At 42.9% G+C, this 23,950-nt stretch carries 24 protein-coding genes; 19 read left to right on the plus strand and 5 right to left on the minus strand.

What is annotated here, in order from left to right:
* Positions 1 to 4: 4 nt before the first annotated feature.
* The 9 genes from phnM (at position 5) to P9989_RS08590 (ending at position 10,242) form a co-directional block, all read left to right on the plus strand.
* Positions 5 to 1,186, plus strand: a complete 1,182-nt coding sequence (phnM, locus tag P9989_RS08550) for a phosphonate metabolism protein PhnM (RefSeq protein WP_283078349.1) — start codon at positions 5 to 7, stop codon at positions 1,184 to 1,186.
* Between the two features lie 14 nt (positions 1,187 to 1,200).
* A complete protein-coding gene (phnL, locus tag P9989_RS08555) occupies positions 1,201 to 1,923 on the plus strand; it encodes a phosphonate C-P lyase system protein PhnL (RefSeq protein ID WP_283078350.1) in 723 nt (240 codons plus the stop codon).
* The gene (locus P9989_RS08560; protein ID WP_283078351.1) at positions 1,913 to 2,731 is read left to right on the plus strand and encodes a PHP domain-containing protein; all 819 of its coding nucleotides are present in this window, start codon (positions 1,913 to 1,915) and stop codon (positions 2,729 to 2,731) included. The genes phnL and P9989_RS08560 overlap by 11 nt, the downstream gene beginning before the upstream one ends.
* Positions 2,732 to 2,891: 160 nt before the next feature.
* The gene (locus P9989_RS08565; RefSeq protein ID WP_283078352.1) at positions 2,892 to 3,929 is read left to right on the plus strand and encodes a PhnD/SsuA/transferrin family substrate-binding protein; all 1,038 of its coding nucleotides are present in this window, start codon (positions 2,892 to 2,894) and stop codon (positions 3,927 to 3,929) included.
* Positions 3,930 to 4,017: 88 nt separating this feature from the next.
* On the plus strand, positions 4,018 to 4,782 hold the full coding sequence (gene phnC / locus P9989_RS08570) for a phosphonate ABC transporter ATP-binding protein (protein ID WP_283078353.1): 765 nt from the start codon (positions 4,018 to 4,020) through the stop codon (positions 4,780 to 4,782).
* 12 nt (positions 4,783 to 4,794) lie between these two features.
* Positions 4,795 to 5,580 (plus strand): phosphonate ABC transporter, permease protein PhnE, encoded by a 786-nt coding sequence (phnE, locus tag P9989_RS08575; protein ID WP_283078354.1) that lies wholly within the window; start codon positions 4,795 to 4,797, stop codon positions 5,578 to 5,580.
* The gene (locus P9989_RS08580; RefSeq protein ID WP_283078355.1) at positions 5,580 to 6,437 is read left to right on the plus strand and encodes an ABC transporter permease subunit; all 858 of its coding nucleotides are present in this window, start codon (positions 5,580 to 5,582) and stop codon (positions 6,435 to 6,437) included. Before phnE ends, P9989_RS08580 begins: the two co-directional genes overlap by 1 nt.
* A gap of 592 nt (positions 6,438 to 7,029) precedes the next feature.
* Entirely contained in the window at positions 7,030 to 8,610 is a 1,581-nt protein-coding gene (abc-f, locus tag P9989_RS08585; RefSeq protein ID WP_283078356.1) for a ribosomal protection-like ABC-F family protein, read from the plus strand.
* 615 nt (positions 8,611 to 9,225) lie between these two features.
* Positions 9,226 to 10,242, plus strand: coding sequence for a DUF3231 family protein (locus P9989_RS08590; RefSeq protein ID WP_283078357.1), 1,017 nt, complete (start codon positions 9,226 to 9,228; stop codon positions 10,240 to 10,242).
* Positions 10,243 to 10,380: 138 nt separating this feature from the next.
* Here the strand turns inward: P9989_RS08590 and P9989_RS08595 are convergent, their stop codons facing one another.
* Complete coding sequence (locus P9989_RS08595; RefSeq protein ID WP_283078358.1) at positions 10,381 to 10,539, minus strand: YfhE family protein; 159 nt, start codon at positions 10,537 to 10,539, stop codon at positions 10,381 to 10,383.
* Positions 10,540 to 10,765: 226 nt separating this feature from the next.
* Between P9989_RS08595 and P9989_RS08600 the strand changes: the two genes are divergently transcribed.
* Positions 10,766 to 11,869, plus strand: coding sequence for an NADH:flavin oxidoreductase (locus tag P9989_RS08600; protein WP_283078359.1), 1,104 nt, complete (start codon positions 10,766 to 10,768; stop codon positions 11,867 to 11,869).
* A 99-nt stretch (positions 11,870 to 11,968) separates the two neighbouring features.
* Here the strand turns inward: P9989_RS08600 and P9989_RS08605 are convergent, their stop codons facing one another.
* Together P9989_RS08605 and P9989_RS08610 are read right to left on the minus strand one after the other, a co-directional pair.
* Positions 11,969 to 12,979, minus strand: a complete 1,011-nt coding sequence (locus P9989_RS08605) for an HAAS signaling domain-containing protein (RefSeq protein WP_283078360.1) — start codon at positions 12,977 to 12,979, stop codon at positions 11,969 to 11,971.
* Positions 12,966 to 13,325: a PadR family transcriptional regulator gene (locus P9989_RS08610; protein ID WP_283078361.1), complete on the minus strand. Its 360-nt coding sequence runs from the start codon at positions 13,323 to 13,325 to the stop codon at positions 12,966 to 12,968. The genes P9989_RS08605 and P9989_RS08610 overlap by 14 nt, the downstream gene beginning before the upstream one ends.
* 245 nt (positions 13,326 to 13,570) lie before the next feature.
* Between P9989_RS08610 and P9989_RS08615 the strand changes: the two genes are divergently transcribed.
* The 9 genes from P9989_RS08615 to P9989_RS08655 all read left to right on the plus strand — a co-directional run bounded on the left by P9989_RS08615 (position 13,571) and on the right by P9989_RS08655 (position 21,906).
* A complete protein-coding gene (locus P9989_RS08615) occupies positions 13,571 to 14,317 on the plus strand; it encodes a gluconate 2-dehydrogenase subunit 3 family protein (RefSeq protein WP_283078362.1) in 747 nt (248 codons plus the stop codon).
* An 18-nt stretch (positions 14,318 to 14,335) separates the two neighbouring features.
* On the plus strand, positions 14,336 to 16,075 hold the full coding sequence (locus tag P9989_RS08620; protein ID WP_283078363.1) for a GMC family oxidoreductase: 1,740 nt from the start codon (positions 14,336 to 14,338) through the stop codon (positions 16,073 to 16,075).
* A gap of 122 nt (positions 16,076 to 16,197) precedes the next feature.
* Entirely contained in the window at positions 16,198 to 16,416 is a 219-nt protein-coding gene (tatA, locus tag P9989_RS08625) for a twin-arginine translocase TatA/TatE family subunit (RefSeq protein ID WP_283078364.1), read from the plus strand.
* Positions 16,417 to 16,436: 20 nt separating this feature from the next.
* Positions 16,437 to 17,180 carry a twin-arginine translocase subunit TatC gene (gene tatC, locus P9989_RS08630; protein WP_283078365.1) on the plus strand — a complete coding sequence of 248 codons (744 nt, stop codon included), beginning with the start codon at positions 16,437 to 16,439 and terminating at the stop codon, positions 17,178 to 17,180.
* A gap of 197 nt (positions 17,181 to 17,377) precedes the next feature.
* Positions 17,378 to 18,073 carry a MerR family transcriptional regulator gene (locus tag P9989_RS08635; RefSeq protein WP_283078366.1) on the plus strand — a complete coding sequence of 232 codons (696 nt, stop codon included), beginning with the start codon at positions 17,378 to 17,380 and terminating at the stop codon, positions 18,071 to 18,073.
* Between the two features lie 250 nt (positions 18,074 to 18,323).
* Complete coding sequence (locus P9989_RS08640) at positions 18,324 to 18,764, plus strand: hypothetical protein (RefSeq protein WP_283078367.1); 441 nt, start codon at positions 18,324 to 18,326, stop codon at positions 18,762 to 18,764.
* Positions 18,765 to 18,967: 203 nt separating this feature from the next.
* Positions 18,968 to 21,307 (plus strand): penicillin acylase family protein, encoded by a 2,340-nt coding sequence (locus P9989_RS08645; RefSeq protein ID WP_283078869.1) that lies wholly within the window; start codon positions 18,968 to 18,970, stop codon positions 21,305 to 21,307.
* Between the two features lie 200 nt (positions 21,308 to 21,507).
* The gene (locus P9989_RS08650) at positions 21,508 to 21,699 is read left to right on the plus strand and encodes a hypothetical protein (RefSeq protein ID WP_283078368.1); all 192 of its coding nucleotides are present in this window, start codon (positions 21,508 to 21,510) and stop codon (positions 21,697 to 21,699) included.
* Between the two features lie 39 nt (positions 21,700 to 21,738).
* Positions 21,739 to 21,906 carry a hypothetical protein gene (locus P9989_RS08655; RefSeq protein ID WP_283078369.1) on the plus strand — a complete coding sequence of 56 codons (168 nt, stop codon included), beginning with the start codon at positions 21,739 to 21,741 and terminating at the stop codon, positions 21,904 to 21,906.
* An 8-nt stretch (positions 21,907 to 21,914) separates the two neighbouring features.
* Here the strand turns inward: P9989_RS08655 and P9989_RS08660 are convergent, their stop codons facing one another.
* Complete coding sequence (locus P9989_RS08660) at positions 21,915 to 22,703, minus strand: helix-turn-helix domain-containing protein (RefSeq protein ID WP_283078370.1); 789 nt, start codon at positions 22,701 to 22,703, stop codon at positions 21,915 to 21,917.
* Between the two features lie 418 nt (positions 22,704 to 23,121).
* Positions 23,122 to 23,859: an oxygen-insensitive NADPH nitroreductase gene (gene nfsA, locus P9989_RS08665; protein ID WP_283078371.1), complete on the minus strand. Its 738-nt coding sequence runs from the start codon at positions 23,857 to 23,859 to the stop codon at positions 23,122 to 23,124.
* Positions 23,860 to 23,950 lie beyond the last annotated feature (91 nt).

Consider the following 23,950-nt stretch of genomic DNA (forward strand, 5'->3'; position numbering starts at 1 on the left):
CACGATGTACGTTATTCATAATGGGCAAGTTGTCACAGAAGAAGCCATTCTCGATGGCCATGCAGTCGTTGTCGAGGGGGAAATTATCCAAGCGATTGTGCCTGAGGAGGAAGTGGCCAGCTATTCAAATGCACAGCTGATTGATGCTAGAGGAGGGTACATTTCTCCTGGATTCATCGATATCCACTCTGATTATATCGAGACGATCGCCTCCCCGAGGCCGACAAGTATGATGAATTTTAACATTAGTTTGCGGGAAGCGGAAAAACATTTAATCAGCCATGGCATTACGACCATGTTTCATTCGCTTTCTTTTTATCGTGAAGATGCGTTTTCACATAAGCCGATCCGTTATCCGGAGAATGTGCAGCGGATGGTTGATGCGATTGATGAAACTCATCATGAGCTGCATATGATCCGGCATCGTCTGCACGCACGGTTTGAAATTGACAACATAGACGAGGTGGATCGTCTTGTTCAAAATATCGAAGAAGACAAAGTCCATTTATTATCGTTTATGGATCACACGCCAGGACAGGGACAGTATCGTAACTTGGAAGTCTACCGGGAAACCTTACAGGGATACCGTGATCTGACTGACGATGATGTGCAAACCATCATTGTTGAGCGTCAAAATACCGAAGTGATGACGATGGAAAAAATTAAAGAGGTAGCTGACTTTGCCATCGAAAAAGGCATAGCGGTCGCTTCACATGACGATGATGATTTGCACAAATTGGAGCTTGTTAAGGAGTTTGGGACAACGATCAGCGAATTTCCCATTACATTAGATGTGGCAAAAAGAGCCTCAGAAATGGGGCTGCAAACTATTGTGGGCGCGCCGAATGTGCTTCTCGGCGGTTCCCATTCCGGTAATTTATCAGCTGCTGAAGCGGTTGAACATCATTGTGCTGACATTCTTTGCAGTGACTATTATCCAGCAGCCTTACTACATGCGATCTTTGATCTAGGCGAGAAGCATGGAAATGATTTGCACAGCATGTTTATGATGGTCACCTTAAATCCAGCCAAAGCAGTCCGGATGAATGAGGAAATCGGATCGATTAAAGCTGGTAAAAAGGCTGATCTCATTGTGATAGAAAAAATGGAAGATGGCTTTCCAATGCTGACAAACACGATGGTCAATGGCGCTTTGATAACGACGACAAATTACCGCGTGAAATAAGGGGGAAACAGGATATGTCCATGCTCGAACTCAACGACTTTGGCAAGCGATTTACCGTTCATCATTTAGGAGAAACGATGCAGGCTGTCGAGAACATTGATTTTTCACTGGAAACAGGAGAGTTCATCGGGATCGTCGGAAAGAGCGGCAGTGGGAAGTCGACCATCTTAAAGAGTATTTATCGTACGTATTTACCGGATACAGGGTGTCTTCTCTATGATTCACGACGCTTTGGCCTTATCGATTTAGCTCAAGCAAGTGAAAGGGAGATCCTTTATTTACGGAAATACGAAATCGGTTATGTGTCCCAGTTTTTAAATGTGATGCCGAGAACGACATCAAGAAAGCTCGTGGAAAAAGCACTGCTTGAAATGGGGGAGACGGAAGAAGTCGCACGCAGAGAAGCAGAGCAAGCTTTAACACACTTTGAACTTGATCCTAAACTGTGGGATACCTATCCGACGACCTTTTCCGGCGGGGAAAAATTACGGTTAAATATTGCGATGGCCACTGTGAAAAAGCCAAGATTATTATTGCTTGATGAACCGACCGCGAGTTTGGATCAGCAATCGAAAGAAAAAGTACGTGAGATTATAAAGAAGTTAAAGACAAACGGCACCACGCTGGTTGGCATTTTTCATGACATTGAATTTATGGACGGGCTTTGTGACAAGGTGTTTGATATGAATCGGAGAGAGTTCGTGGCAGAAAAGCAAGGTGTTGTTCATGAAAGCTGATTTACACGTTCACAGCCACTATTCCGATGGTTCAGATTCCGTCGAAGAAGTGGTAAGGCAGGCGAGAGACAATGGGGTCACGCATATCAGCTTTGTGGATCATGATACGGTAGACGGATTGCCCGAAATTATTATGCTGGGAGAGAAATATGGAATCGAAGTTATTCCTGGCATAGAGATTTCCGCTTATGATTTTAAAAGGAAGCGCAAAGTCCATGTACTCGGCTACCACTATCGCCCTGAAGCGATCCATATCAAGTCGGTATGTCAGCTGATCCTGGAAAGGAGACAGAAACATTCCCTATGGCAAATTCTCCAGCTAAACAATGCTGGCTACGAACTCGACATCGAAGCGATTATGGAAACGGCCTGGCCGAGCAAAACGATTTATAAGCAGCACGTCATGAGCCATTTGACGGAAAGTGCCTACAGTTCCCCGGATTACAGAACGTTGTATCATCTTTTATTTAAATATGGTGGTGTAGCTTCTGGTGATATTGAGTACTTGGATGCTTTTGCAGCAGTTGAAGCGATTGTGGCAGATGGGGGAGTGGCTGTCGTTGCTCACCCTGGTCAGCTTGATTCTTATGACATTATTCCTGAGCTTGTCGAAGTAGGGTTGGGAGGAGTGGAAAGGAATCATCCCGATCATACGGAAAAAGATCATCAAAAGGTGGAAGCTTTAGCCAAACTGTATAGTCTTGCGATGACGGGGGGCACAGATTATCACGGTTCATTTGGAACGGCTATTGAAGTGGGGAGTCTGACAAGTCCTTCCCTCTGGCCGCACATCAAAGAGGTCCGTTAATTCTTAATTTGTATGGCTCATGTAAACCGTTTAAAGAAACTGTTAAAGTGTCGTGAATATAGGCTATTTTGGGATCGTTATATGTTTCAATAGAACTAAGTTACTAGATTTTCTGTGAATCGAGTCGCACAGGTTACAGATTATGAGGGGAGAGTTTTTAATGAAAAAGAAATTAACTTTGCTGGCATTGCTTGTAGTGATCACTGTACTTACGACAGCATGTTCTATGAAAAGCGCTGGGGGCAATACAAAGGCCGATGATGTGATCGACATCGTCTGGTATCCTAACGAATCTGGTTCAGATATGAAATCTTCCCGTGATGAAATTGCCAATGTAATCGAAGAAGCGACAGGTAAGAAAGTAGAACATCATTTGACCACGGACTATGCGATAGCGATTGAAACGATGGTAAACAATAATGCAGATTTGGCTTTCATGGGAGCTCAAGGCTACATCGAAGCCCATAAAAGTAATGAGTCCATTAAACCGCTTGTTGTCCCTACTGGTCCATCAGGTACATTAGAGGATGCTGTCTATCATAGCTGGTTGGCTGTTCATGTCGATGAGCAAGACAAGTTCAAGGTGAAGGGAGAATTTTCGTTAGATACGCTGGAAGGAAAGAAAATGTCCTTCGTTTCCAACAGCTCTACATCAGGGTTCAAAGTACCTGCAGCTGGTATTCTTGATCATTTTTCCCAACAAGAAAAATATGCCGATCTAACGGAAATGGAATTGATGAAAGGCGGATCCTTATTTTCCAAAGTGCTATTTGGAAACTCCCACCAGGGTTCAGCAGTCAATCTATTAAAGGGAAATGCTGATGTTGCTGCTTTCTGTGATACATGTGTTGAGAATTATGTAGAAATCGTTGAAGGTAAGGAAAATACGGTCGGGTCTGTTTATCAAGTTCAAAACGATGCAGCGGAACCGTTTAACCAAGTAACAGGTAAGAAGTTCACTCTCATGAGTGTTACACCTGTCTTAAATGCCCCATTTGTAGCGAATGTAGATGTGCTAGGACAAGAGGATTTTGACAAATTGCAAAAAGTACTCACTTCAGATGAGGTGGCGAATAATGAGGAGATTTTCGTTCCTGAGGATTCTGGCAAGTCAGGGTTATTCTTCAAGACAGGGAAAGAAAGGTTTGCAACGATTAAAGATTCATGGTTTGACCCAATCCGCAAGCTTTCCAAGTAGTTAACATACTAACAGAGGTTCAGAGTATGTGCCTTGTAGTCGTGCATACTCTAACTTCTTAAATACCCTAATAAAGGAGACGATGAACATGTCATTGTTACAAGTTGAAGGAATGGGGAAATCGTATAATTCACACACAAAAGTCTTGAAAGATATTAATTTTGAAGTGGAAGAGGGAGAATTTGTTTCCATTATTGGTCCGTCAGGCGCGGGGAAATCCACTCTTTTGCGCTGTATTAATCGGATGGTTGACATTAATGAAGGCCGTGTCCTATTTGATGATTCCGATGTTGGTCTTTTAAGGAAAAAGGAACTTCGGAAATTACGTACGGAGATTGGGATGATCTTTCAGCATTATAACCTTGTCCCAAGGTTAACGGTTATTGAAAATGTGCTCCATGGGCGTTTCGGTTACAAAACAACGATGCAAGGAGTCCTTGGGCGATTTACAGAAAGCGAGAAGGAGCGGGCTTTTTTTCTACTCAAAAAGTTAGGGATCGGGGAACATGCCTATAAACGATGCGATCAGTTGAGCGGGGGACAGCAGCAGCGTGTCGGAATTGCCCGGGCCCTTATTCAGGATCCCAAACTTGTGTTGTGTGATGAGCCTATTGCTTCCCTCGATCCGAATGCATCAAAAGTGATTATGAACCATTTAAAATCGGTGGCATCTGAACTGAAGATCACCTGTCTGGTCAACTTGCACCAGGTTGACGTTGCTCAAGAGTATTCAGATCGAATTATTGGCCTAAACAAAGGCGAGATCGTATTTGATGGGCCAACCCACAGGCTTACGAATGAACGGATCGACAACATTTATGGAACAGCGACAAGAGAGTTAATCACGGTATAAGGAGCAGGTTACGTGAATGAACAAATCATGCGTAAACGTAGCTGGAGTGCAACCATTTTTCTAATCATCATTATTGTCATCACTTATTTATCCGCCTATATAACGAATTTTAATTTCTTCCAGGGGATGGCGACGGTTCCTGCTGCAATAGGCTGGATCGTTTCGAACCTGTTTATTACACAGGAATCGCTGGAACAATTACCGGCGATCTTAACGCAATTAACCGAAACGATCTTTATGTCGATCGCGGCTACAACCACAGCGGCCGTTGTTTCGATCTTTCTAGGATTAATGGGCTCGAAAACAACGAAAGTGAATGGATTCTTAAGTGGGTTAGCTCGTTTGATTGCCTCCGCTTCACGAAATATTCCTGTAGTAGCCTGGGCCTTAATTCTGCTTCTTTCTTTTGGTCAAAATTCCGTAACAGGGTATTTGGCCTTATTCGTGGGGACGGTGGGATTTTTAACGAGGGCTTTTATTGAATCGATCGATGAAGCAAGTCAAAGTTCTGTGGAAGCCTTAACGGCAACCGGCGCCACCTATTTTCAAATTGTCAGTAAAGCCGTGGTCCCGCAAAGTCTGCCGCAAATGATCAGCTGGATTTTATTCATGATTGAGACGAACATCAGAAGCGCGACATTAGTCGGAATCTTGACGGGTACAGGGATCGGCTACATCTTTGACTTGTATTATAAGACGATGGACTACAATACCGTAGCCCTGATTACATGTAGCATCGTCATCGCCGTGATTATCATTGAGCTGATGTCAAACTCGATACGGAAGGTGATTCTTTAATGGAAGCCATATCCATGTCTACGTACATAAAAAGAAAAAAAGATGGGAGAATTCAGATCAAATCTGGCAGCAAAGCAGAACGGGTAATACGTTGGACCATCGTCCTATTCTTCGTTTTAACGGTTATGGCTTTTACGCTCTTTGATTACGGACAATTAAAAATAATGAGTGCAATTGTAGAAACGGTCAATAACTTAAAGATCATGTTTCTGCAACCTGCTTTGAGTCATTTTAGCTGGGGAGAAGCCTTTTATCAGGTCGGAGTTACCCTCGGCTTGGCTGTGTTAGCCACTGTACTCGGAGCCGTGATAGCCATCTTCTTAGCGTTAATGGCAGCAACCAATTTATCCAATGAATGGATATCAAAAACGGTCCGAATTCTAGTTGCCTTTGGACGGGCTGTTCCAACGGTATTGTGGGTGCTGATCTTTGCGATTGCAGCTGGCTTGGGAAGTGAAGCAGCTGTCCTTGGCATGCTGTTCCACTCTGTCGCTTATTTAGTCAAAGCTTTTTCAGAGGCTTTTGAAGAGGTTGATGCAGGTATTATTGAAGCTTTACGAGCAACGGGCTCCAGCTGGTGGCATATTGTGAGACATGCCGTGTTACCCTCCACGTTTACGTATTTATTGTCATGGACTTTTCTAAGGTTTGAAATCAATTTCTCGGTGGCTGTAGCGATGGGAGCAGCGGCTGGAGCGGGCGGAATTGGATTTGAACTGTTTATGGCATCCGGCTTCTACTTTGATCTTAGTGAAGTTGGATTTATTACGTACGCGATCTTGATGATTGCAATTGTGTTAGAACTGCTTTCGACGCGATTGAAAAATCGCTTTTTTGCAGCCTCTGCCGTGGAGTGACTGCCTCCTCAGGTAGGCTTCAAGTGAAATGTAATCATCTATCTTCAATTCAACAGCCTAAAAGTTAAAACTAGAAGAACCCCCTTTACTCCAGTTTTTATTGAACCCGGGGAAAAGGGGTGTTGCATCGTAGCTATTCTATAGCCCTGATACCTTAGAATCTTGTCTAGTTATTCAGGAATGATCTATCGTTATTTTAGAATCAACCCCGGTTATTTCAGTATCATCGATCTTTATTTAAGAATCTCTGTGGAAACACCCTGCTTCAGGGGATTGACTTATATGCCTAAAGAGTAATATGATACATCTATAACAACTCAGCAAAGAGGGTGAATTGTAGGCTCATGAAGAACTAATCCTATTTTTTTTCAGAACAAATGAATGTTACATGATAAAAAACCTTCCATTTGAAGGCTCTTTTGCATGGCATTCATCATCGTTCGGAATAGGATTGGGAATGATATGTATCCTACACCCCTATGTGTATAGGTGTGCCTCCTATTCTGAACGTGTCTGTCCGTGAATAGGGGGCTATTTTTATGTTCGAAAAAACGGATAGTCTCCATCTTAATCAGAAATGGAGATGAATAATATGGTATTAGTTCACTTACAGGATGTTCGTTTTGATGTGAGAGACCGGATTTTATTTCACATCAAGGATTTAAGTATCCATCAGGGTGAACGGATCGGTCTAGTTGGCCGTAATGGTTCGGGGAAGACATCACTGCTTCAGGTGATCGCTAAGGAGAAAGAACCGGCTGCTGGCACTGTTACCCAACGTGGCACGGCAGCACTGCTTCCTCAGCTGAAACCTCGGAAAGGAAAGAAAAGCGGCGGGGAAATATCTCAGGCTGTGATTCACGAGACCCTTTCACAAGATGCTCATGTGTTGTTGGCCGATGAACCCACCACACATTTGGATATGGAAAACGTGGAAAAGTTAGAACAGCAATTGAAGCGGCGTCAGGAATCTATGGTAGTCGTGTCCCATGACAGAGCTTTTCTAGACGCTCTTTGCAATCAAATCTGGGAATTAGAAGACGAGCGTATCCGCGTATATTCGGGCAATTACACGGATTATGAACAGCAAAAAGAAGCGGCCCGTAAACATCATGAAAAAGAATACGAGAAATACATTCATAAGAAAAAGCAGCTGAAAGAGGCCGTGCAGCAAAAAGACCAGAAAGCGCAGCGGGCGGTGAAGAAGCCTAAGAATATTTCCAGTTCGGAAGCTAGAGGTGCGAAAGGGGCTAAACCGTATTTTGCCAAAAAACAAAAGAAGCTAAACCAGGGAGTAAAATCCATCCAAACTCGGCTTGAACAGCTGGATAAGGTGGAAAAAGTTAAAGAGCTTCCACCGATTAAAATGGCAGTAGCCCATGAAGAATCTTTAAAAAAGAGGACCATTATCCGCGGTGAGCAGATAACCGGAGCTGCGGGAGGTCGGTTGTTATGGAAGGCATTCGATTTCTCTGTATCTGGGGGTGATAAAGTTGCTCTCATTGGACCAAATGGGAGCGGTAAGACGACCTTCCTGCGTATGATCCTCGATGGTGCGGAAGGAATTCATATTTCTCCCTCCGTCTCTTTTGGCTATTTCAGTCAAATGCTAGAGGTCCTCAACGTGGATGATTCGATAGTAGACAATGTAAGCAGTACTTCCTCTCAACATCAGACACTGATCAGAACAGTTCTTGCCCGGCTTGGGTTTTTTCGGGATGATGTGTTTAAACCGGTTCACGTCCTCAGTGGGGGTGAACGAGTGAAGGTGGCATTTGCTAAGTTATTTGTCAGCAATGCCAACGTACTGATTCTGGATGAGCCGACGAACTATTTGGATATTGAAGCGGTAGAAGAACTGGGGTCTCTGCTTCATGATTATTCAGGTACCGTAATGCTGGTATCTCATGACAGACGCTTGCTGGAACATGTAGCGACAAAAGTTTTCGCTATCCGTAACAAACGGATTCATTCCTTTGAAGGATCCTACCTGGACTATACAAAAACAGAACCGCAGAAAGACCATGATCCCCTGGAGGATCAACTGCTCAAAATTGAAACGAAGATCACGGATGTGTTAAGTCGATTAAGTATAGAGCCATCGGAGAAGTTAGAAGAAGAATTCCAGCAGTTGCTACATGAGAAAAAAGAGATCAACCAACGTCTAGAATGAAAGGTTGAAGCAACCCTTGACAATCATTATGGTTTCTCTTTTTCAGAGATGTGTACAAGCCCAAATTTCGTGGTATAATGGACATAGAAGGCATAAGATTGAATAAACTAATAAAGCCGTCGGTGTTGTCGCACCAGACGGCTCACAACAGACCGAACCCCATTAAGAGGGGCTAGGCTCTAATGAGTAAATAACCCCCACGGCCAGGCTAAAGCACAAGGGGGTTATTTTTTATTGCGAAAAGAGAGGATCAAGATCATCAGTGTTGTAAAGTTCACTGAAAACATCATGGTCTCAAATACGCTCACGGTATCACCTCCCTTCATGGGAAGTGAGCGTGCCCCCTTAGGAAGCCGATCTCCTGTGTACTTTTATTATAACATGAAATTCTGAAAATTCCTTTTCATTTCTTCACTCTTGCCTGCGAAAACCTTGGCAGGACTGGACTTCCCTCAATGCATACCCTTGACCACTTCGCAGAGGCGCTCGAGTTTGCAGTTGGTTCGTGTTTACTTCACTGCACCGGATTTCCATCAGAAAGAGTTCACTTACATAGAACACTTCCTTTTGGAAAAGGTAATAGTAAATAGCCTTAACCAATTGGAGGTAACTATAGTGGAAGAAGGAAAAAACATCAGGCTGACTTCTGCAGAAATTACACAGATTTGGACAGCATACATGAATGACACAGCCTTAGTATGCCATTTTAAATATTTCATTTCCAAAGTGGAGGATAAGGAAATTCTATCACTTCTCCGGCAATCTTTAGATATAGCACAAGGTAATGTAAAAGCACTAACCGCCATTTTTAATAAAGAAAATTATCCGCTTCCTTATGGGTTTAATTTGGAGGAGGATGTCGATGTAACGGCTCCGAGGTTGTATTCTGACACCTACATGCTGAATTTCCTTCATGAGGGAGCTCAAGTTGTCTTACAAGCCTATAGTATTATGTTAACTACATCTGTAAGATCAGATATTTACAGTTATTTTAAAGAACGTGTTGTACTTATAACTGACCACCTTAGGGAAATAAAGGAACTCTTATTAGCCAAGGGGCTCTATATCCGATCCCCATACCTTCCAACCCCTGAAAATCATGATTTTGTTAAGGACCAGAGTTTCCTGACTGGCTATTTTGGTGAGAGAAGACCATTGGCAGGTACAGAAATTCTAAACCTTTACACTAATTTTCAAAGGAATGCGTTAGGCGTAGCTACAATGATTGGATTTAGCCAGGTTGCCAAATCGAAAGAAGTTAGAAAATTTCTCGTCAGGGGTAAAGAAATTGCTGCCAAACATTGTGAGGTATTTGGCTCAAAAATGAAAGAAGATGATATCCCTATACCTATGACATGGGAGACAGAGGTTACAGACTCGATTACTTATACGTTTTCTGATAAGATCATGATGTTTTATTCGACTGCTTTAATTGGCTTGAGTGTGGGGTATTATGGTACTGCTATGGCAATGAGTCCGAGAAGGGATTTAGGTGTAATGTACACCCGGTTGATAGCTGAAATCCTTAAATATGCTGAAGACGGGGCCAAAATCATGATCAAACATGGTTGGATGGAAGAACCTCCGAGAGCTTTAGACCGTGATGAATTAGCCAAGAAAAAGAGCAATTAAATTACTGACGATCCTCAAATATTGGCGTTTACCTCGAAAAAGGTGAGCGTCATTTTTGTGAATAGAAATATAAGTCCTGTTACGCTTGTGAAAAACGTTACACAAAAAGCAGCCTTAAAAAGCTGCTTTTCAGTAGGATTATCTTAAGTTCGGATTGTCACTTTTGGCTGCTTTCACTTTAGCTCTACGATATCCACCAGCGATATCTGCTTGCTTAAATTCTTTCGCATAATTTACTTCTTGAGCGTCAGATGGCTCGTTGCCTGCTACGGGCTGATACTGTGCTTTTCTTGCCATAGTACTCATCCTTTCTAATATATCTGGTTACTTAAATATGTTCCCCGCTATGTTAAAGGTTAAACATGGGCAGATGAAATCTTTTATGATGGTGATCCAGGAAGAATTTGCTGTTTAAATCGGGAATGTTTTTTTAGTAAAGTTTTGGTGGGTGAAGTCAGATTTCTTTTCTTCCTCGATGGAGTTTGAAATAATAAAGTGCAGTAAGGAAAGAGGAGGATATCAATTGAGTTCTAATACTAGTGCAACTGCACCACTATTTCAATCATTTACGAGCGAAAAAATAAAATTATCTAACCGCACGGTGATGGCGCCGATGACTCGGGGTTTTTCACCAGATGGAGTACCAGGGGAAGATGTGGCAGGCTATTACCGGCGCCGTGCTGAAAATGAAGTAGGGTTAATTGTAACCGAGGGGACAGGGATTGATCATCCGGCATCTGTTTCAGGTGCAAGTATTCCTCTATTTCATGGAGAAGAATCACTGAATGGGTGGTCGAATGTAGTAAAAGAAGTTCATGAGGCTGGCGGGAAAATTGTACCACAACTCTGGCATGTGGGGATGACCCGTAAAAAGGGAGACCTTCCGAATGAGGAAGCTAATCCTGTTGGACCATCTGGTCTGAGTCTGGATGGTGATAAGATCACTGAACCTATGACCGAAGCAGAAGTTGAAAAGATGGTCGAAGCTTATGCTCAAGCGGCAGCAGATGCCAAACGCCTGGATTTTGACGGGATCGAAATCCATGGGGCTCATGGTTATTTAATCGACCAATTTTTCTGGGAAAAGACTAATCAGCGTACCGACAGATATGGAGGAGACATTGTCGGAAGAACGCAATTTGCTGTTGAGGTGATTAAAGCCTGCCGGCGAGAAGTCGGACCTGATTTCCCAATCATCTTTCGGTTTTCTCAATGGAAAATGAATGACTATAAAGCCAAACTTGCTGAAACACCGGATGAATTAGAACGGTTCCTCACGCCTCTTGTAGAAGCGGGAGTTGACATCTTCCACTGCTCTACCCGTCGTTTCTGGGAGCCGGAGTTTGAGGGGTCTGACTTGAATTTGGCAGGATGGACTAAGAAATTGTCAGGCAAGCCGGTCATTTCTGTAGGGTCAGTCGGACTCGATGGAGAATTCACAAGCTTCTCTGGTGCTAACACGACGAGCTTGGACGGTCTCATGGAAAAACTTGACGATGGGGAGTTTGATTTAGTAGCCATCGGACGCTCGCTATTAATGGATCCGGAGTGGGTGAGAAAAGTTCGTGAAGGAAGAGAAACTGAACTTTTACCTTTCGATAAAGCAGCTCTTAAACAGTTATACTAGTTGTCTAGAATAAAGGAATTTTTTAACGAAAAGGGGGAGGGACCAATGTGATTCATTGGTCCCTCCCCCTTTCTATAAGCATGCTTCTAAGTTATTTTTTTACTTCGCCTTACGAACTTTTACAAATCCAGCAATAAGGTCAAATAATAAACCAAATACAAGGAAAATAACGGTCCAAAACGTAAGCTGTTCCCAGATTTGACTGATTACATCATATCCTTCACTTCCCCTAGTAATCATTCCATACTGTATCAATTCGTTCATGAAATTCGGGTTCCAGATTTGAAATCCTGTTATCAGGAAAAGGATTAGGCCGATGGAGACGACGTTCACAATCGTAATAAACGTAACAAGTTTGTACGTCCATTTTTCATAAAATAACTTCAAATATTCCTTCACAATCCCTGATCCGAAAAGGATGAAAGCCAATATCATAACGGAACTGTAAAGGTTTTCGTTTAAAAATGGGATTACGCCGGATAATTCGCCTTCTCGAAATATCCAGATGCCAAAATATTCATTTGAAAAGGCCAGCATGATAATGAGCAGTACATAAATAACAATTCCTGTTATCGGTTCGCTTCGTTTAATCTGCCGCTTCTCATCGGGAACGGCAGGCAGTGATGATGGTTTCCACCCTTTCTCTAATTCCAGCTTTTCCATCCTGCCTTCACTAAAATACTCTGCCAGGGCAAAGCCTAAAGTGGTCCAGCCGAAAACCATTGGAATAATCACAGTAAAGAAGGATACGATGAAGCTGACAAAATAATCAAGGATGTTCATCGGATTGACGATGACTTGGATTACGAAAATGGCGGTATTTACGGCAATCGTTGAAATCAACGCGATCTTCAGAACCAGTATATACAAGTCATACAGCTCCGGACCGATGACGTGCCTTTTTTCACCCCTGTATTTTCTCGCTAAAATTCTCGGGTGGCCAAGTTCCAGCAAAACCATTTCCACGTCTTCCTCAGTTACTTCCCTGTCCTGAACACGCTCTTCCAGCATATCTTCTATTAAACCGCGAAGTTCATCTGCCACATCTTTTCTTTGTGCTTCTGGAAGCCGCTTACTAACCGAATAAACATATCGATTAATGATCTCCATTTTCTCCTCCTCTTTCCTTTATTAAATAATCCATACTTTTGGCAATGCTTTGCCATTCCACAAGCAGTAAATCCAAGACTTCCTTTCCGATCTCACTTAACAGGTAATACTTTCTTGGCCGTGTTTCATTCGTATCCCATTTACTTTCTAAAAGACCTTGCTTCTCAAGCCTTCTCAACAGTGGATATAACGTTCCAGGTTCAACTTGAATCCCTTTTTCTTTTAATGTTGTGACAAGTGAGTATCCATATTGCGGTTCATGGAGCTGGCTCAGGGCTCCAATGGTAATGGTTCCTCGTCTTAATTCCTGCATTAATTTGTCTATGTGTTTGTATGCATCGCTCATTTGAATCAGCTCCTGGATTTATTATACTGTATGACATACACTATTGTAAATAAAATAATAATGTTACTCACTTTTTATTATGTAAGGCATTTCATCTATAGACTTCAGAGATTTTATAGATACCGGTTTTTTCGAAACAGGCATCTATCTAGTTTTTTATGCAGACGAAACTAGTATATATTTCCTTTTAAGTGGCAAGAGTGTTACAAACAGCAGCTAATCACACATTTGCGGGAGGTATAAAGATGGCAGAACGTTCGACTATGTCTCGTAGGCGGTTTATTAAAAACACCAGCTATGCAGCTGGGGGCGCAATCGGCGGCGGGTTTATCGGTACTCTTATAGGAAGAAATCTTTTAGATGATCAACAAGAGGCGAAGAAAGGTTCAAAGACTGAGTCTCTTCCTGATTTCAATCATGCACTCATGCACTTTACGAACCAGAAAGAATTTCAATTGCTTAGCGCAGCAACGGAAAGGATCTTTCCAGAAGATGATAATGGCCCAGGAGCAATCAAACTGGGGGTTCCGTTTTTTATCGACCATCAATTGGCCGGGTCTTACGGCCACAATGATAGGGAGTATATGCGCGGTCCATTTTATCCTGGCTCTGATTTCCAAGGTTATCAGACACGGCTTAAGCGCCATGAAGTGTTCGATGTTGGAATTAAGGCAATTCAGAATGAAAGTAAGAAAGAATTCGATGCCGACTTTGTAGAGCTTGAAGGAAAACAGCAGGATCAAATTTTGCAAAAGTTTCAGGACGGCGATGTCAAATTAAAAGGGGTTACAGCGACTACCTTTTTTGAATTGTTGCGTTCAGCAACGCTTGAAGGTGCGTATTCAGATCCTCTTTACGGAGGAAACGGTAATATGAAGGGCTGGATGATGAAGGAATTTCCAGGTAACTATATGAGCTATCTTAATGAAATTGGCAAAGAAGAATTTATTAAAAAAGAGCCGCGAGCATTGAGAGCACATATCCAATCATAAAGGAACGGAGGGTTCAATGTGGCGACAACATTAGATAAAGTCGAAGTAGTGACAGTCGGAGTCGGTTGGACAGGCGGTATTATTGCCGCGGAACTTGCGAAGAAAGGTGTCAAAGTCGTTGGTCTTGAACGAGGGAAAGAACGGACAACAGAAGATTTTCAACACATTCACGATGAATACCGCTATGCAATCCGATATGAATTGATGCAGGATTTATCAAGGGAAACGATTACATTCCGGAACCATAGAGATGATCGAGCGCTGCCGATGCGTCAGCTGGGTTCCTTCCTGCTTGGTGAAGGACTTGGCGGGGCGGGCATCCACTGGAATGGCCAAACATGGCGGTTTTTACCTTATGACCTAGAGATTAAGTCCATGACTGAGAAAAAATATGGGGCAAATAAGCTGGGAAGCGACTATAACATCCAAGATTGGGGCATCACTTACGATGAACTTGAGCCCTATTTTTATAAGTTCGAACAGACGGCGGGGATAAGCGGTGAGGAAAATGAGTTTAGTGCACCGAGAAATAATCCTTATCCAAATCCTCCCATGAAGGAAACTCCCATTACAAAACGGTTTAAGGATGCAGCTAAAACGTTAAAGCTCAGTCCTTTTCATATGCCGTCGGGGAACATGTCCCAAACGTATAAGAATCCGGACGGTCAAACCATTGCTCAATGTCAGTACTGCGGGTTCTGTGAACGCTTTGGCTGTGAATACGGAGCCAAGTCTTCTCCGATTGTGACTGTGATTCCAACTGCCAAACAAACCGGTAATTTCGAATTACGGACACATGCGAACGTGACTGAGGTTATCTATGACGGCAATAAGGCGACGGGGGTAAAATATATTGATTTGCAAACAGGGGAGGAATTTATTCAGCCTGCTGACATCGTCGTGCTGACGAGCTATGTGATGAACAATTCCCGTTTGCTGTTAAACTCCGGCATTGGCCGTCCTTACGATCCTGAATCCCGCACAGGTGTGATTGGACGGAATTACTGCTATCAGATTCTACCAGGTGCAACAGCCTTTTTTGAAGATGAAAAATTTAACACCTATATGGGAGCGGGGTCGCTCGGAGCTACGGTCGATAATTATAACGGTGATAACTTTGATCACTCCAATGTGAATTTCATTCATGGTGGATCGATTTCAACGACTCAGACAGGACAGCGTCCAATCAATAACAATACGGTTCCCAATGATATACCGAACTGGGGACAACAATTTAAATCCGAGTCGATTAAATACTACCATCGTAACTTATCAATTGGTGCACAGGGTGCTTCTTTGCCCCACCGCAACAATTACTTGAGTCTGGATCCGGATTACAAAGATATTTTTGGAGATCCGCTTCTTCGCTTAACTTATGATTTTACGGAACAAGATCGAAATCTGCACAGTTACCTCACTGAAAAGTGTGTAGAGATTGGAAAAGAGATGGGTGCAGACAGAGTTGAGCCGAGAGAAATCAGTGACCATTACAGTATTGTCCCATATCAAACTACCCATAATACGGGCGGGGTCATCATGGGGGGAGATCCCGAAACCTCTGCGGTAAATAATTATCTCCAAATGTGGGATGTCGACAACTTATTTGTAGTCGGGGCTTCAGCATTCGCGCATAACGGCGGCTACAACCCTACGGGAACAGTTGGTGCCCTGGCGTACCGGGCAGCTGATGGGATTAGTAAATATATTGAAAACAAAGGCCAGTTGGTCAAGGCTAATCAAAGCAGTGAACATGTCTAACGGTTTATCGTAACAATAAAAGCAGCATACAAAAAAATTCTCAGAGCCAGTATGTACGGCAGCTAACGCTTAATCTGCTTAAGTCTTCTGGCTCTATATAATCGAAAAAAGGAGCGATACCGATGGGCTTTGCAAATATAGGTATACCTGGTTTGATCATTATTTTAGTTGTCACCTTAATCATCTTCGGACCTAAAAAACTACCTGAAATTGGCTCGGCATTTGGACAGACATTATCAGAGTTCAAAAAATCAGCAAACAGTCTGATGAATGATGAAGAGAATGATCAGAAGAAAAATGGCGATGCCTCAGAAGATGGAAAAAAAGATCATTCATCTTAATTGTCTAGGAGGAATCGATCATGCAAGAAGCACACTTAGATAAACAGGTAGTGGAGGAAGATGAACAGACACTGGTCGAACACATCACTGACTTGAGAAAAGCGATTATTAGTTCGCTGATCTTTTTTGGCGTTTGTTTTATTGGTATACTGGTGACCATCAATTACGTCATCCCCTTTGTGACAGACGGGAACAAACTAGTGATGCTAGGACCACTGGACGTCGTCAGGTTTTATACAGGAATCGCCGGAAGTCTGAGTTTAGGCTTCTCGGCTCCATTTATAGGTTATCAAGCTTGGAAATTCGTTAAACCTGCTATGACAACGAAAGAAAGCAAGACAGCTCTCTCGTTTATCCCGGGCATTTTAATTAGTTTTCTAACAGGGATCGCTTTTGGCTTTTTCATCGTGTTTCCGACTGTCTATGGGTTTCTAATGGGGATTGGAGCGCAAAATTTCGAGATGATGATTACAGCTAAAGAATATTTCTCTTTTATGCTGATGACCACAATCCCTCTTGGCTTTTTGTTTGAAGTACCGCTTTTACTTATGTTTCTGACAGCCATCGGGATCGTAACCCCAAGTAAACTGAGGCAGATAAGGAAGTATGGTTATCTTGTGATGGCAGTTGTTTCAGCCTTGATTACACCCCCTGATCTTCTATCTCAACTCATAGTGCTTGTCCCTTTGATTGTGTTATACGAGCTGGGGATAATCCTTTCGAATGTAGTGTTCCAGCGTAAGTGGGAAAAGAAAGAGCAATAAACTATTCTGCTGAGCACGTTCTGAAGAGAGCGTGCTTTTCACTGTACTATGGATTTGTGGATCTATTATCATTACGCTTTCCAAGGATTCCTTACTATATGGGCTGATAGACTCCTGTTTAGAAACAAATCGCTAGGCGATATACTCTTGCCAAACTAGCGAATAACCTTCATATTAAAAAGAGAAGGAGGTTCGACATGCGACACGATATTAAACCTAATGAACGAGCTTTCTCTACTAAAGAGGTGGCAGAAGAATTAAACATCGCAACGCCGACTGTACGAAAGTATGGGCAAATTTTAGAGCGAAATGGATATGAGTTTTTTAAAGATGGGCATCGGCGTATATTCGTGCGCTCTGATATAGAATCGCTTATAGCGTTACGCGATACGGACAGGCCGGCTGACGATACAGCCAAAGATCTTGCCGATCTACAAAAAGAAAGATTAGAAGGATTTAGTGAAACACAGCTGGCGACATCCGATACATATGACAGCACACTTCAAGATCCTCATCAGTTAAGAGAGTTCTTACTGTTTATATCCAATGAACTTGCAGCCTCTCGTGAAATGAATGTGCAGCTTTCGAATAACATAGCTGAACTTCAATCTACTGTTGCCCGACTTCGACAAGATCACCATGCCATCAGTTCAGGCGTTGGGAATTCCACACAAAAGATGAATGCAAAGATAGAGAAAATGATTGAACAGCAAAAGACCCAGTATGAAACGCTGCTGCAGCATGAGCAGGAAAAAAACGAAACATTACAAAATGAACTACAACATATAAGGAACGAACAGAAAGAAGTATGGCGTTCACAACAACGTTTAGAGGAGTCGGTGAATAAACCTAAAGGAAATTGGGACTGGCTGCTCTCATTGTTCCGTAAATAAAGGCCGCCCCTATGGAGATGACGGAATGGATGAGGCCAATGATTACACTTGAATCTTATGCTCGATTCAAGTGTTTTTGATTGGACTTTTCCTACAAAGGATGGAGTTATTTTAAATATAATACGAAGGATCGAGAGGTGATGCCCTCTCAACATTTCGTAAATTATATTACAGAACCGCGGCAAGCATACAGACAGGCACTCCTTTGACCACATAATATATATAAAAAAGTTATAAGTGGTGAAAAAATATGTGTGCCCAACTACCATTGAACCATCAGCCTGTGTACGGATCACTCTATGGTTTTCCTGGTATTCTAATCGAACCAGTTAACTCTGTACCAATTGAATTTGCTACGGCTGGGCCAACTTCCGGTATGGATGCCGATCCAGCATCCAACTCGATTACTGTAATGAGTTCAGGATTATATGAGATCCACTTTTCCTTAACGGACCGTGTGTCAAAGTCAAATGATTTTTATCTTCGTTACAGTATTGCCGTCAATGGAACCCAGCAGCTTATTTCCAGTATTTACTTTTCAAATAGCACAGCAAGTACGGTTTATTTTAACGGATCAAAAACGATTCTGTTATCCTTAAATCCAGACGACACAATTACTGTTCTGCCAAATGGCATGATAGGGAACAATCATTATTTAAACGCCGTGTTATTAGTAAAAAAGATTCGTTAAAATAACGTATGAGAATGTGAAACACAGCTCAAATTCTTCACTAAATGAGCTGTGCTTTTTTTGTTAAATACCATTAATCTTCATTATTTTTACAAATTTAGCGATATAGAAAATTTTCACTTTCCTGTATAATAGATAAAAAGTCTCACAAAGGGGATGACCAGGTGGAAGCTTTAGAAACCGGCTTTCCGGAAAAGAAAAAGATGAAACGGTGGAAAAAGGTAAGTCTGATTTTGGGAATGATCGTGCTGATCATGGTAGTCGGGGTATTCATTTTTGTAAACGGTTACATAAACCGCAGTCTTCCTGAAATTTCCGGGGAAATAAACCTCGAAGGACTTCATGGGAGGGTGACCGTGACAAGGGACGAACATGGCGTCCCGCATATTATGGCCAGCAACGGCCATGATCTGTTTATGGCACAGGGATTTGTGCAAGCCCAGGATCGTCTGTTTCAGATGGAGCTTTCGAGAAGGCAGGCATCAGGAACGTTAAGTGAAGTGATTGGGGAGTCAACACTTGAGCAAGATAAATATTTCAGAACACTGGGACTGCGGAGAGCGGCTGAAGCTTCTCTGCCTAAGTACTCGGAGGAAGCGAAACAGAGTTTGCAGGCTTTTGCGGAAGGTGTAAATGCCTACATGGGAAAGGCTACGGAGGAAAACAGTCTGCCGCCTGGATTTGCGTTCATGGGGATCGAACCAGAGCCGTGGACACCTGTTGATTCGTTAACCATTGGCAAATACATGGCCTTTGATTTAGGAGGACATTGGGAGCGACAAGCGTTTAATTACTATTTGCTCAACGAGTTTCCTGAAGCAAAAGCCCTTGAGTTATTTCCAACTTACCCTGATGAAGCCCCTACGATCATAAATGATGCCGAGACCGTCAATGTGGCAGCAAGTTTCAAGGAAGCGGTCATCCCGCCAGAGTTTAATGGCAGCAACAACTGGGTGCTCAGTGGTGAACGAACAGCTTCAGGATTTCCGCTGTTAGCTGATGATCCTCACTTAGGTCTGGCTACACCGTCGATATGGTATCAAATGCATTTAAATTCACCACAGTATCAAGTGTCAGGGGTGATTTTTGCCGGGATTCCAGGAATTATTCTCGGCCATAATGAGGAGATCGCCTGGGGTGTAACAAATGTCGGCCCTGATGTGCAGCAGCTTTATGTAGAAAAAAGAAATCCAGAAGATCCAGATGAGTTTCTGTTTGAAGGAGAATGGGAGCAAGCTGAAGTCATTTCAGAGCCTATTAAAGTAAAGGGCGGGGAAACTATTGATTATAAGGTCCTGGAAACACGGCATGGTCCCGTAATTAGCGAATTTGCTGAGAAAAGCGGTGAAGACGTGGTGATGTCGCTGCGCTGGACAGCACTTGATCCGACCACTGAGCTGGAGGCTGTGTTAGAAATAAACCGAGCTAGCAACTGGCAGGAGTTTGAAGAAGGTTTGGAAAAGTTCCTCGCCCCTGCGCAGAATTTTGTTTTCGCTTCTAAAGATGGAACAATTGCCTACAAAGCAAATGGACGAATTCCTATTTATGAAGATGGAGATGATGCATTGCTGCCGCTAAGAGGTTGGGAACAGGAGGACGCATGGCAGGGTTTTATCCCATTTGATGAACTGCCAACGACTGTTAATCCTGATAAAGGCTATCTTGCATCGGCCAATAATAAAGTGGTTAATGAATCGTATCCCTATCATATTAGTCATAACTGGGCCCAGCCTTATCGTTATCAACGGAGCGTGGAGATGATCGAGGGGCAGGAAGTTCATACGATGGATACTATGAAGGCGATGCAGCTGGACGTCAAAAACTTACAAGCTGTTGAGTTTTTACCGTATATGTTAAAAGTGGCAGAGAACGGTGAGAACGAAGCTGAGCAAACAGCCTTGAATTTACTGGGGGAATGGGAGTATCAAGACCTCCATAACTTACCACAGCCTTTGATATTTCACACATGGTTGGAAAACATAGAGGACACACTTTACAATGAAGCGATTCCGAAAGACATGCAGGAACTTTTTCACGGTATGGGGCAAACGACAGATGAATTACTAAGGGACGTAAGGAATGGCGGTAGTTCAATCTGGATGGAAGAGGCCGGCGGGATCGAACAAGTACTGCAGAAGTCTTTTTCTGTAACGATCAACGAATTAACTGAGCAATTTGGAGAGAATCCAAAGGAGTGGAAATGGGGAGAAAGTCACGCTGTTGAGTTCACCCATCCACTTTCAAGCATTGCAATCCTGGAACGATTTTATAATCCTGGCGACCCTGTGCCTGTTAGTGGAAGCCGAGTGACCGTACGGGCAGCTGGTTATAATGATAAAGGAATCGTTAACCACGGAGCGTCTTGGCGTTATGTGATTGATTTAGCGAATCCGACAGCCGCAGACCATGTGGTTGGACCAGGTCAATCTGGCCATTTCCGCAGTAAATGGTATCAGGATCAGGCTGATGATTGGGTAAACGGCAAATACCATACGACAGATATGGACGATTTTACGGGAGACGTATTGCAGTTAATGCCGTAAATTCAGAGCTCCCGGGATATGAGGTAGTTCGACGTTGGCACATACCGGTTTTAACAGAACTTCCGTGATTGCCGAACCTAGTCGAACTTCCTTAAATCCGAATTCCCTCTATCGTGCCTGCCTGGGACCACTGCACTTTTTGTTCCGACAAGCATAGAAATTAGGTAATTTATGTTAATATAAGGAACGGGGGTGTTAAGGTGTCTAAGTATGACTCGGATCGTCCTACACCGTTTAATGATGCGACTGAACAAAAACAAAAAACAGAAGGCTACCCAAGTGGTGGAGGCGGGCGGATGCCGCTTTTGATCAAGCTGATTGGCTATTTTATTTTTGGCGGTATCTTCTTGATGTTGATCATAACTGTGTGTGCAGCGGTTTTCCTTGAGTAATGAGGAAGAACGTATTTCAATTTAAAGGAACGTGAACATATGTCTGATTTTATTTTAATATTTCTATTAACCTTGGTTAGTGTATTTGTGATTCATTTTTTCTATCATCGTCTTGTTATCAATAGGGGTAGAATGTTGACCAAAAATAGTGCGGTTGTGCTGCTCATTCAAAGCCTCGTCATCACGATACTGCTGGAGTGGATGTAATCTCGTTACTAGCCCTCTAACCAGTCGTAATAAAGGTTCGAACTGTCGGCCATCACTTCCTTACGAACCGCTTGGGTAAAGGTTTGCTTCAATCCACCGTAAAAATACCCGAGGAAGTTTTTCTTAATGGTGCCTTCTCGTTTCGCGAAAACCGCTTGTTTAAAGGTCTGATTAATCTGTTCGAGGTACCATTCAATCGGATAGGTAAGATTTACATACTTGTATGCATTTAATGCGCCTTTCCATGCTGACAAAATTTCATGTGGAGATAAAAAGGGACGGGAAACGCTAATAAAGGATTCCGGGATGTAGGCTGGTAGAAAGAGAGAATCGTTACTGTTGACCTGGTCATCCTTGTTCACTACGGTTTCAGCTTCAGGCTGCGTTTTTTCTATGTGGACAGGTTCGCAAGGGGGTTCTGCTGCCACAGGAATCTCTGGTCTGTTTTCAGGTTCAGGGAGAATTTCAGTGCCATCTTCACGAAACACGAGGATATTGACGCCACGCTTGCCATTTGGCCGAATGGTCGGTACGCGGGAGAGTAATCCTTTCTTTTCCAGGCAATTAATAGCGCGAATCACTGTGCTGCGGCTTTTGCTGGTCTTGTTCTGAATGGTTTCCACTTTCGCAAAAGAAACGCCAGGATATTTTACAGAATGACGCCATATGTATTTCAGAATAGCAAGTGTTCCTTCTGATAGGGCTGGTTTATGATGATACAGGAAGGCTCGTACACGAAGGTCTAGTTCTTTTTTTGTGGGAAATGGTTGGAGGTTGCGAAGAGTTTCTATATTCATGGTTATTATATCCTCTTTTCGATCGGGTTACTTCTATAATCGAATGAGAGGGCAGGTTAGGTGTCGAGTTTGAAACAAAAATTTTTTTGTGGATGATGTAGTAGTCGTTCAGTATTTATTTCAAATCTTTTTTATAATCATTATTTCTTCTTTGTTTCCGACCTAATTTTCCTGGAAGAAGCGCTTTCTATCAACGGTCTCTGGGGTTCGTAGGGGTGTCATGTACCGTGTCATGTGGGGTCTCCTCCGCAAGCTAAAATTAAATACTGAAGCGTTATAAGTCCCCTCAGTTATTTCGTTCTTTACTACCCTTATTTTTGTGCTAATCATCAAGATGTGACCTAGATTACATAGCAAGTATTATAACAAGAGCCTGCTAGAACCAGATACTGGTCCAAACAGGCTCTTTCCTTTGAAATTATCTTTTATTAAACCCTTTCTTCTGCACAAGTTCCGTAACGTCCATGCGCATCGGTTTAGCGAAGCGACGGATCATTTGTTCAGACCACGTATCCTTGCGGTTATTAGTAGACCGGGATTCGTAATAGTCGGCGAGCTCTTGATCGAATGCTGCCACATCTTCTTCATATGCTGGGTACTCATTTTCTGCATAAACCGCCGAAATCGGCAAGCGCGGTTTCAACTCAGGCTGATGATCCGGCGTTCCAATGGCCATCCCGAACAAAGGAATGACGTGTTTTGGCAGCTCGAGTATTTCATCGGTTCGTGCTAAGTTATTGCGAATACTTCCGAGGTAACACATGCCAAGCCCCATAGATTCTGCAGCAATGGCTGCATTCTGAGCCGCAAGGGCTGCGTCAATCGCTGCGACTAAGAAATGCTCACTATTTTCTAAGTTCGCACGCGTGGCTTCATATTGTTCACTCGTGGCCTGTGCAACGGGCCTTTTCAGATCGGCGCAAAAAATTAACAGATGACCATTTTGGGTAACGTGCGGGTGGCCGCTAACCTCAGCCAGGGCAGCTTTCTTGTCGGGATCGGTAATCCCTATGATTGTATAAGCCATCATATAGCTTGAGGTGGATGCCTGCTGGGCAGCTTTAATAATCGTATGGATTTGTTCATCGGTTAATTTTTTATCGGTAAATTTACGAATGCTGCGGTGGTTTAATAGGGTTTCAATCGTTTCATTCATTATGTTTCCTCCCAAATTATGAGTGATCTTGGAAAAAGGATAACATATGGACATATGAATTGCTGTCTATATGCATTTGTCGTGAATGGAT

Origin of the sequence: Halobacillus naozhouensis (assembly GCF_029714185.1) — a bacterium.
Lineage (GTDB): Bacteria > Bacillota > Bacilli > Bacillales > Halobacillaceae > Halobacillus_A > Halobacillus_A naozhouensis.

Bases quoted from the DNA above. Each gene is read 5' to 3' on its own strand.
- phnM (WP_283078349.1), top strand. From the start codon at position 5: ATGTACGTTATTCATAATGGGCAAGTTGTCACAGAAGAAGCCATTCTC.
- phnL (WP_283078350.1), top strand. From the start codon at position 1,201: ATGTCCATGCTCGAACTCAACGACTTTGGCAAGCGATTTACCGTTCAT.
- P9989_RS08560 (WP_283078351.1), top strand. From the start codon at position 1,913: ATGAAAGCTGATTTACACGTTCACAGCCACTATTCCGATGGTTCAGAT.
- P9989_RS08565 (WP_283078352.1), top strand. From the start codon at position 2,892: ATGAAAAAGAAATTAACTTTGCTGGCATTGCTTGTAGTGATCACTGTA.
- phnC (WP_283078353.1), top strand. From the start codon at position 4,018: ATGTCATTGTTACAAGTTGAAGGAATGGGGAAATCGTATAATTCACAC.
- P9989_RS08580 (WP_283078355.1), top strand. From the start codon at position 5,580: ATGGAAGCCATATCCATGTCTACGTACATAAAAAGAAAAAAAGATGGG.
- abc-f (WP_283078356.1), top strand. From the start codon at position 7,030: ATGGTATTAGTTCACTTACAGGATGTTCGTTTTGATGTGAGAGACCGG.
- P9989_RS08595 (WP_283078358.1), bottom strand. From the start codon at position 10,539: ATGGCAAGAAAAGCACAGTATCAGCCCGTAGCAGGCAACGAGCCATCT.
- P9989_RS08605 (WP_283078360.1), bottom strand. From the start codon at position 12,979: ATGGAGATCATTAATCGATATGTTTATTCGGTTAGTAAGCGGCTTCCA.
- P9989_RS08610 (WP_283078361.1), bottom strand. From the start codon at position 13,325: ATGAGCGATGCATACAAACACATAGACAAATTAATGCAGGAATTAAGA.
- P9989_RS08615 (WP_283078362.1), top strand. From the start codon at position 13,571: ATGGCAGAACGTTCGACTATGTCTCGTAGGCGGTTTATTAAAAACACC.
- tatA (WP_283078364.1), top strand. From the start codon at position 16,198: ATGGGCTTTGCAAATATAGGTATACCTGGTTTGATCATTATTTTAGTT.
- tatC (WP_283078365.1), top strand. From the start codon at position 16,437: ATGCAAGAAGCACACTTAGATAAACAGGTAGTGGAGGAAGATGAACAG.
- P9989_RS08635 (WP_283078366.1), top strand. From the start codon at position 17,378: ATGCGACACGATATTAAACCTAATGAACGAGCTTTCTCTACTAAAGAG.
- P9989_RS08640 (WP_283078367.1), top strand. From the start codon at position 18,324: ATGTGTGCCCAACTACCATTGAACCATCAGCCTGTGTACGGATCACTC.
- P9989_RS08645 (WP_283078869.1), top strand. From the start codon at position 18,968: ATGAAACGGTGGAAAAAGGTAAGTCTGATTTTGGGAATGATCGTGCTG.
- P9989_RS08655 (WP_283078369.1), top strand. From the start codon at position 21,739: ATGTCTGATTTTATTTTAATATTTCTATTAACCTTGGTTAGTGTATTT.
- P9989_RS08660 (WP_283078370.1), bottom strand. From the start codon at position 22,703: ATGAATATAGAAACTCTTCGCAACCTCCAACCATTTCCCACAAAAAAA.
- nfsA (WP_283078371.1), bottom strand. From the start codon at position 23,859: ATGAATGAAACGATTGAAACCCTATTAAACCACCGCAGCATTCGTAAA.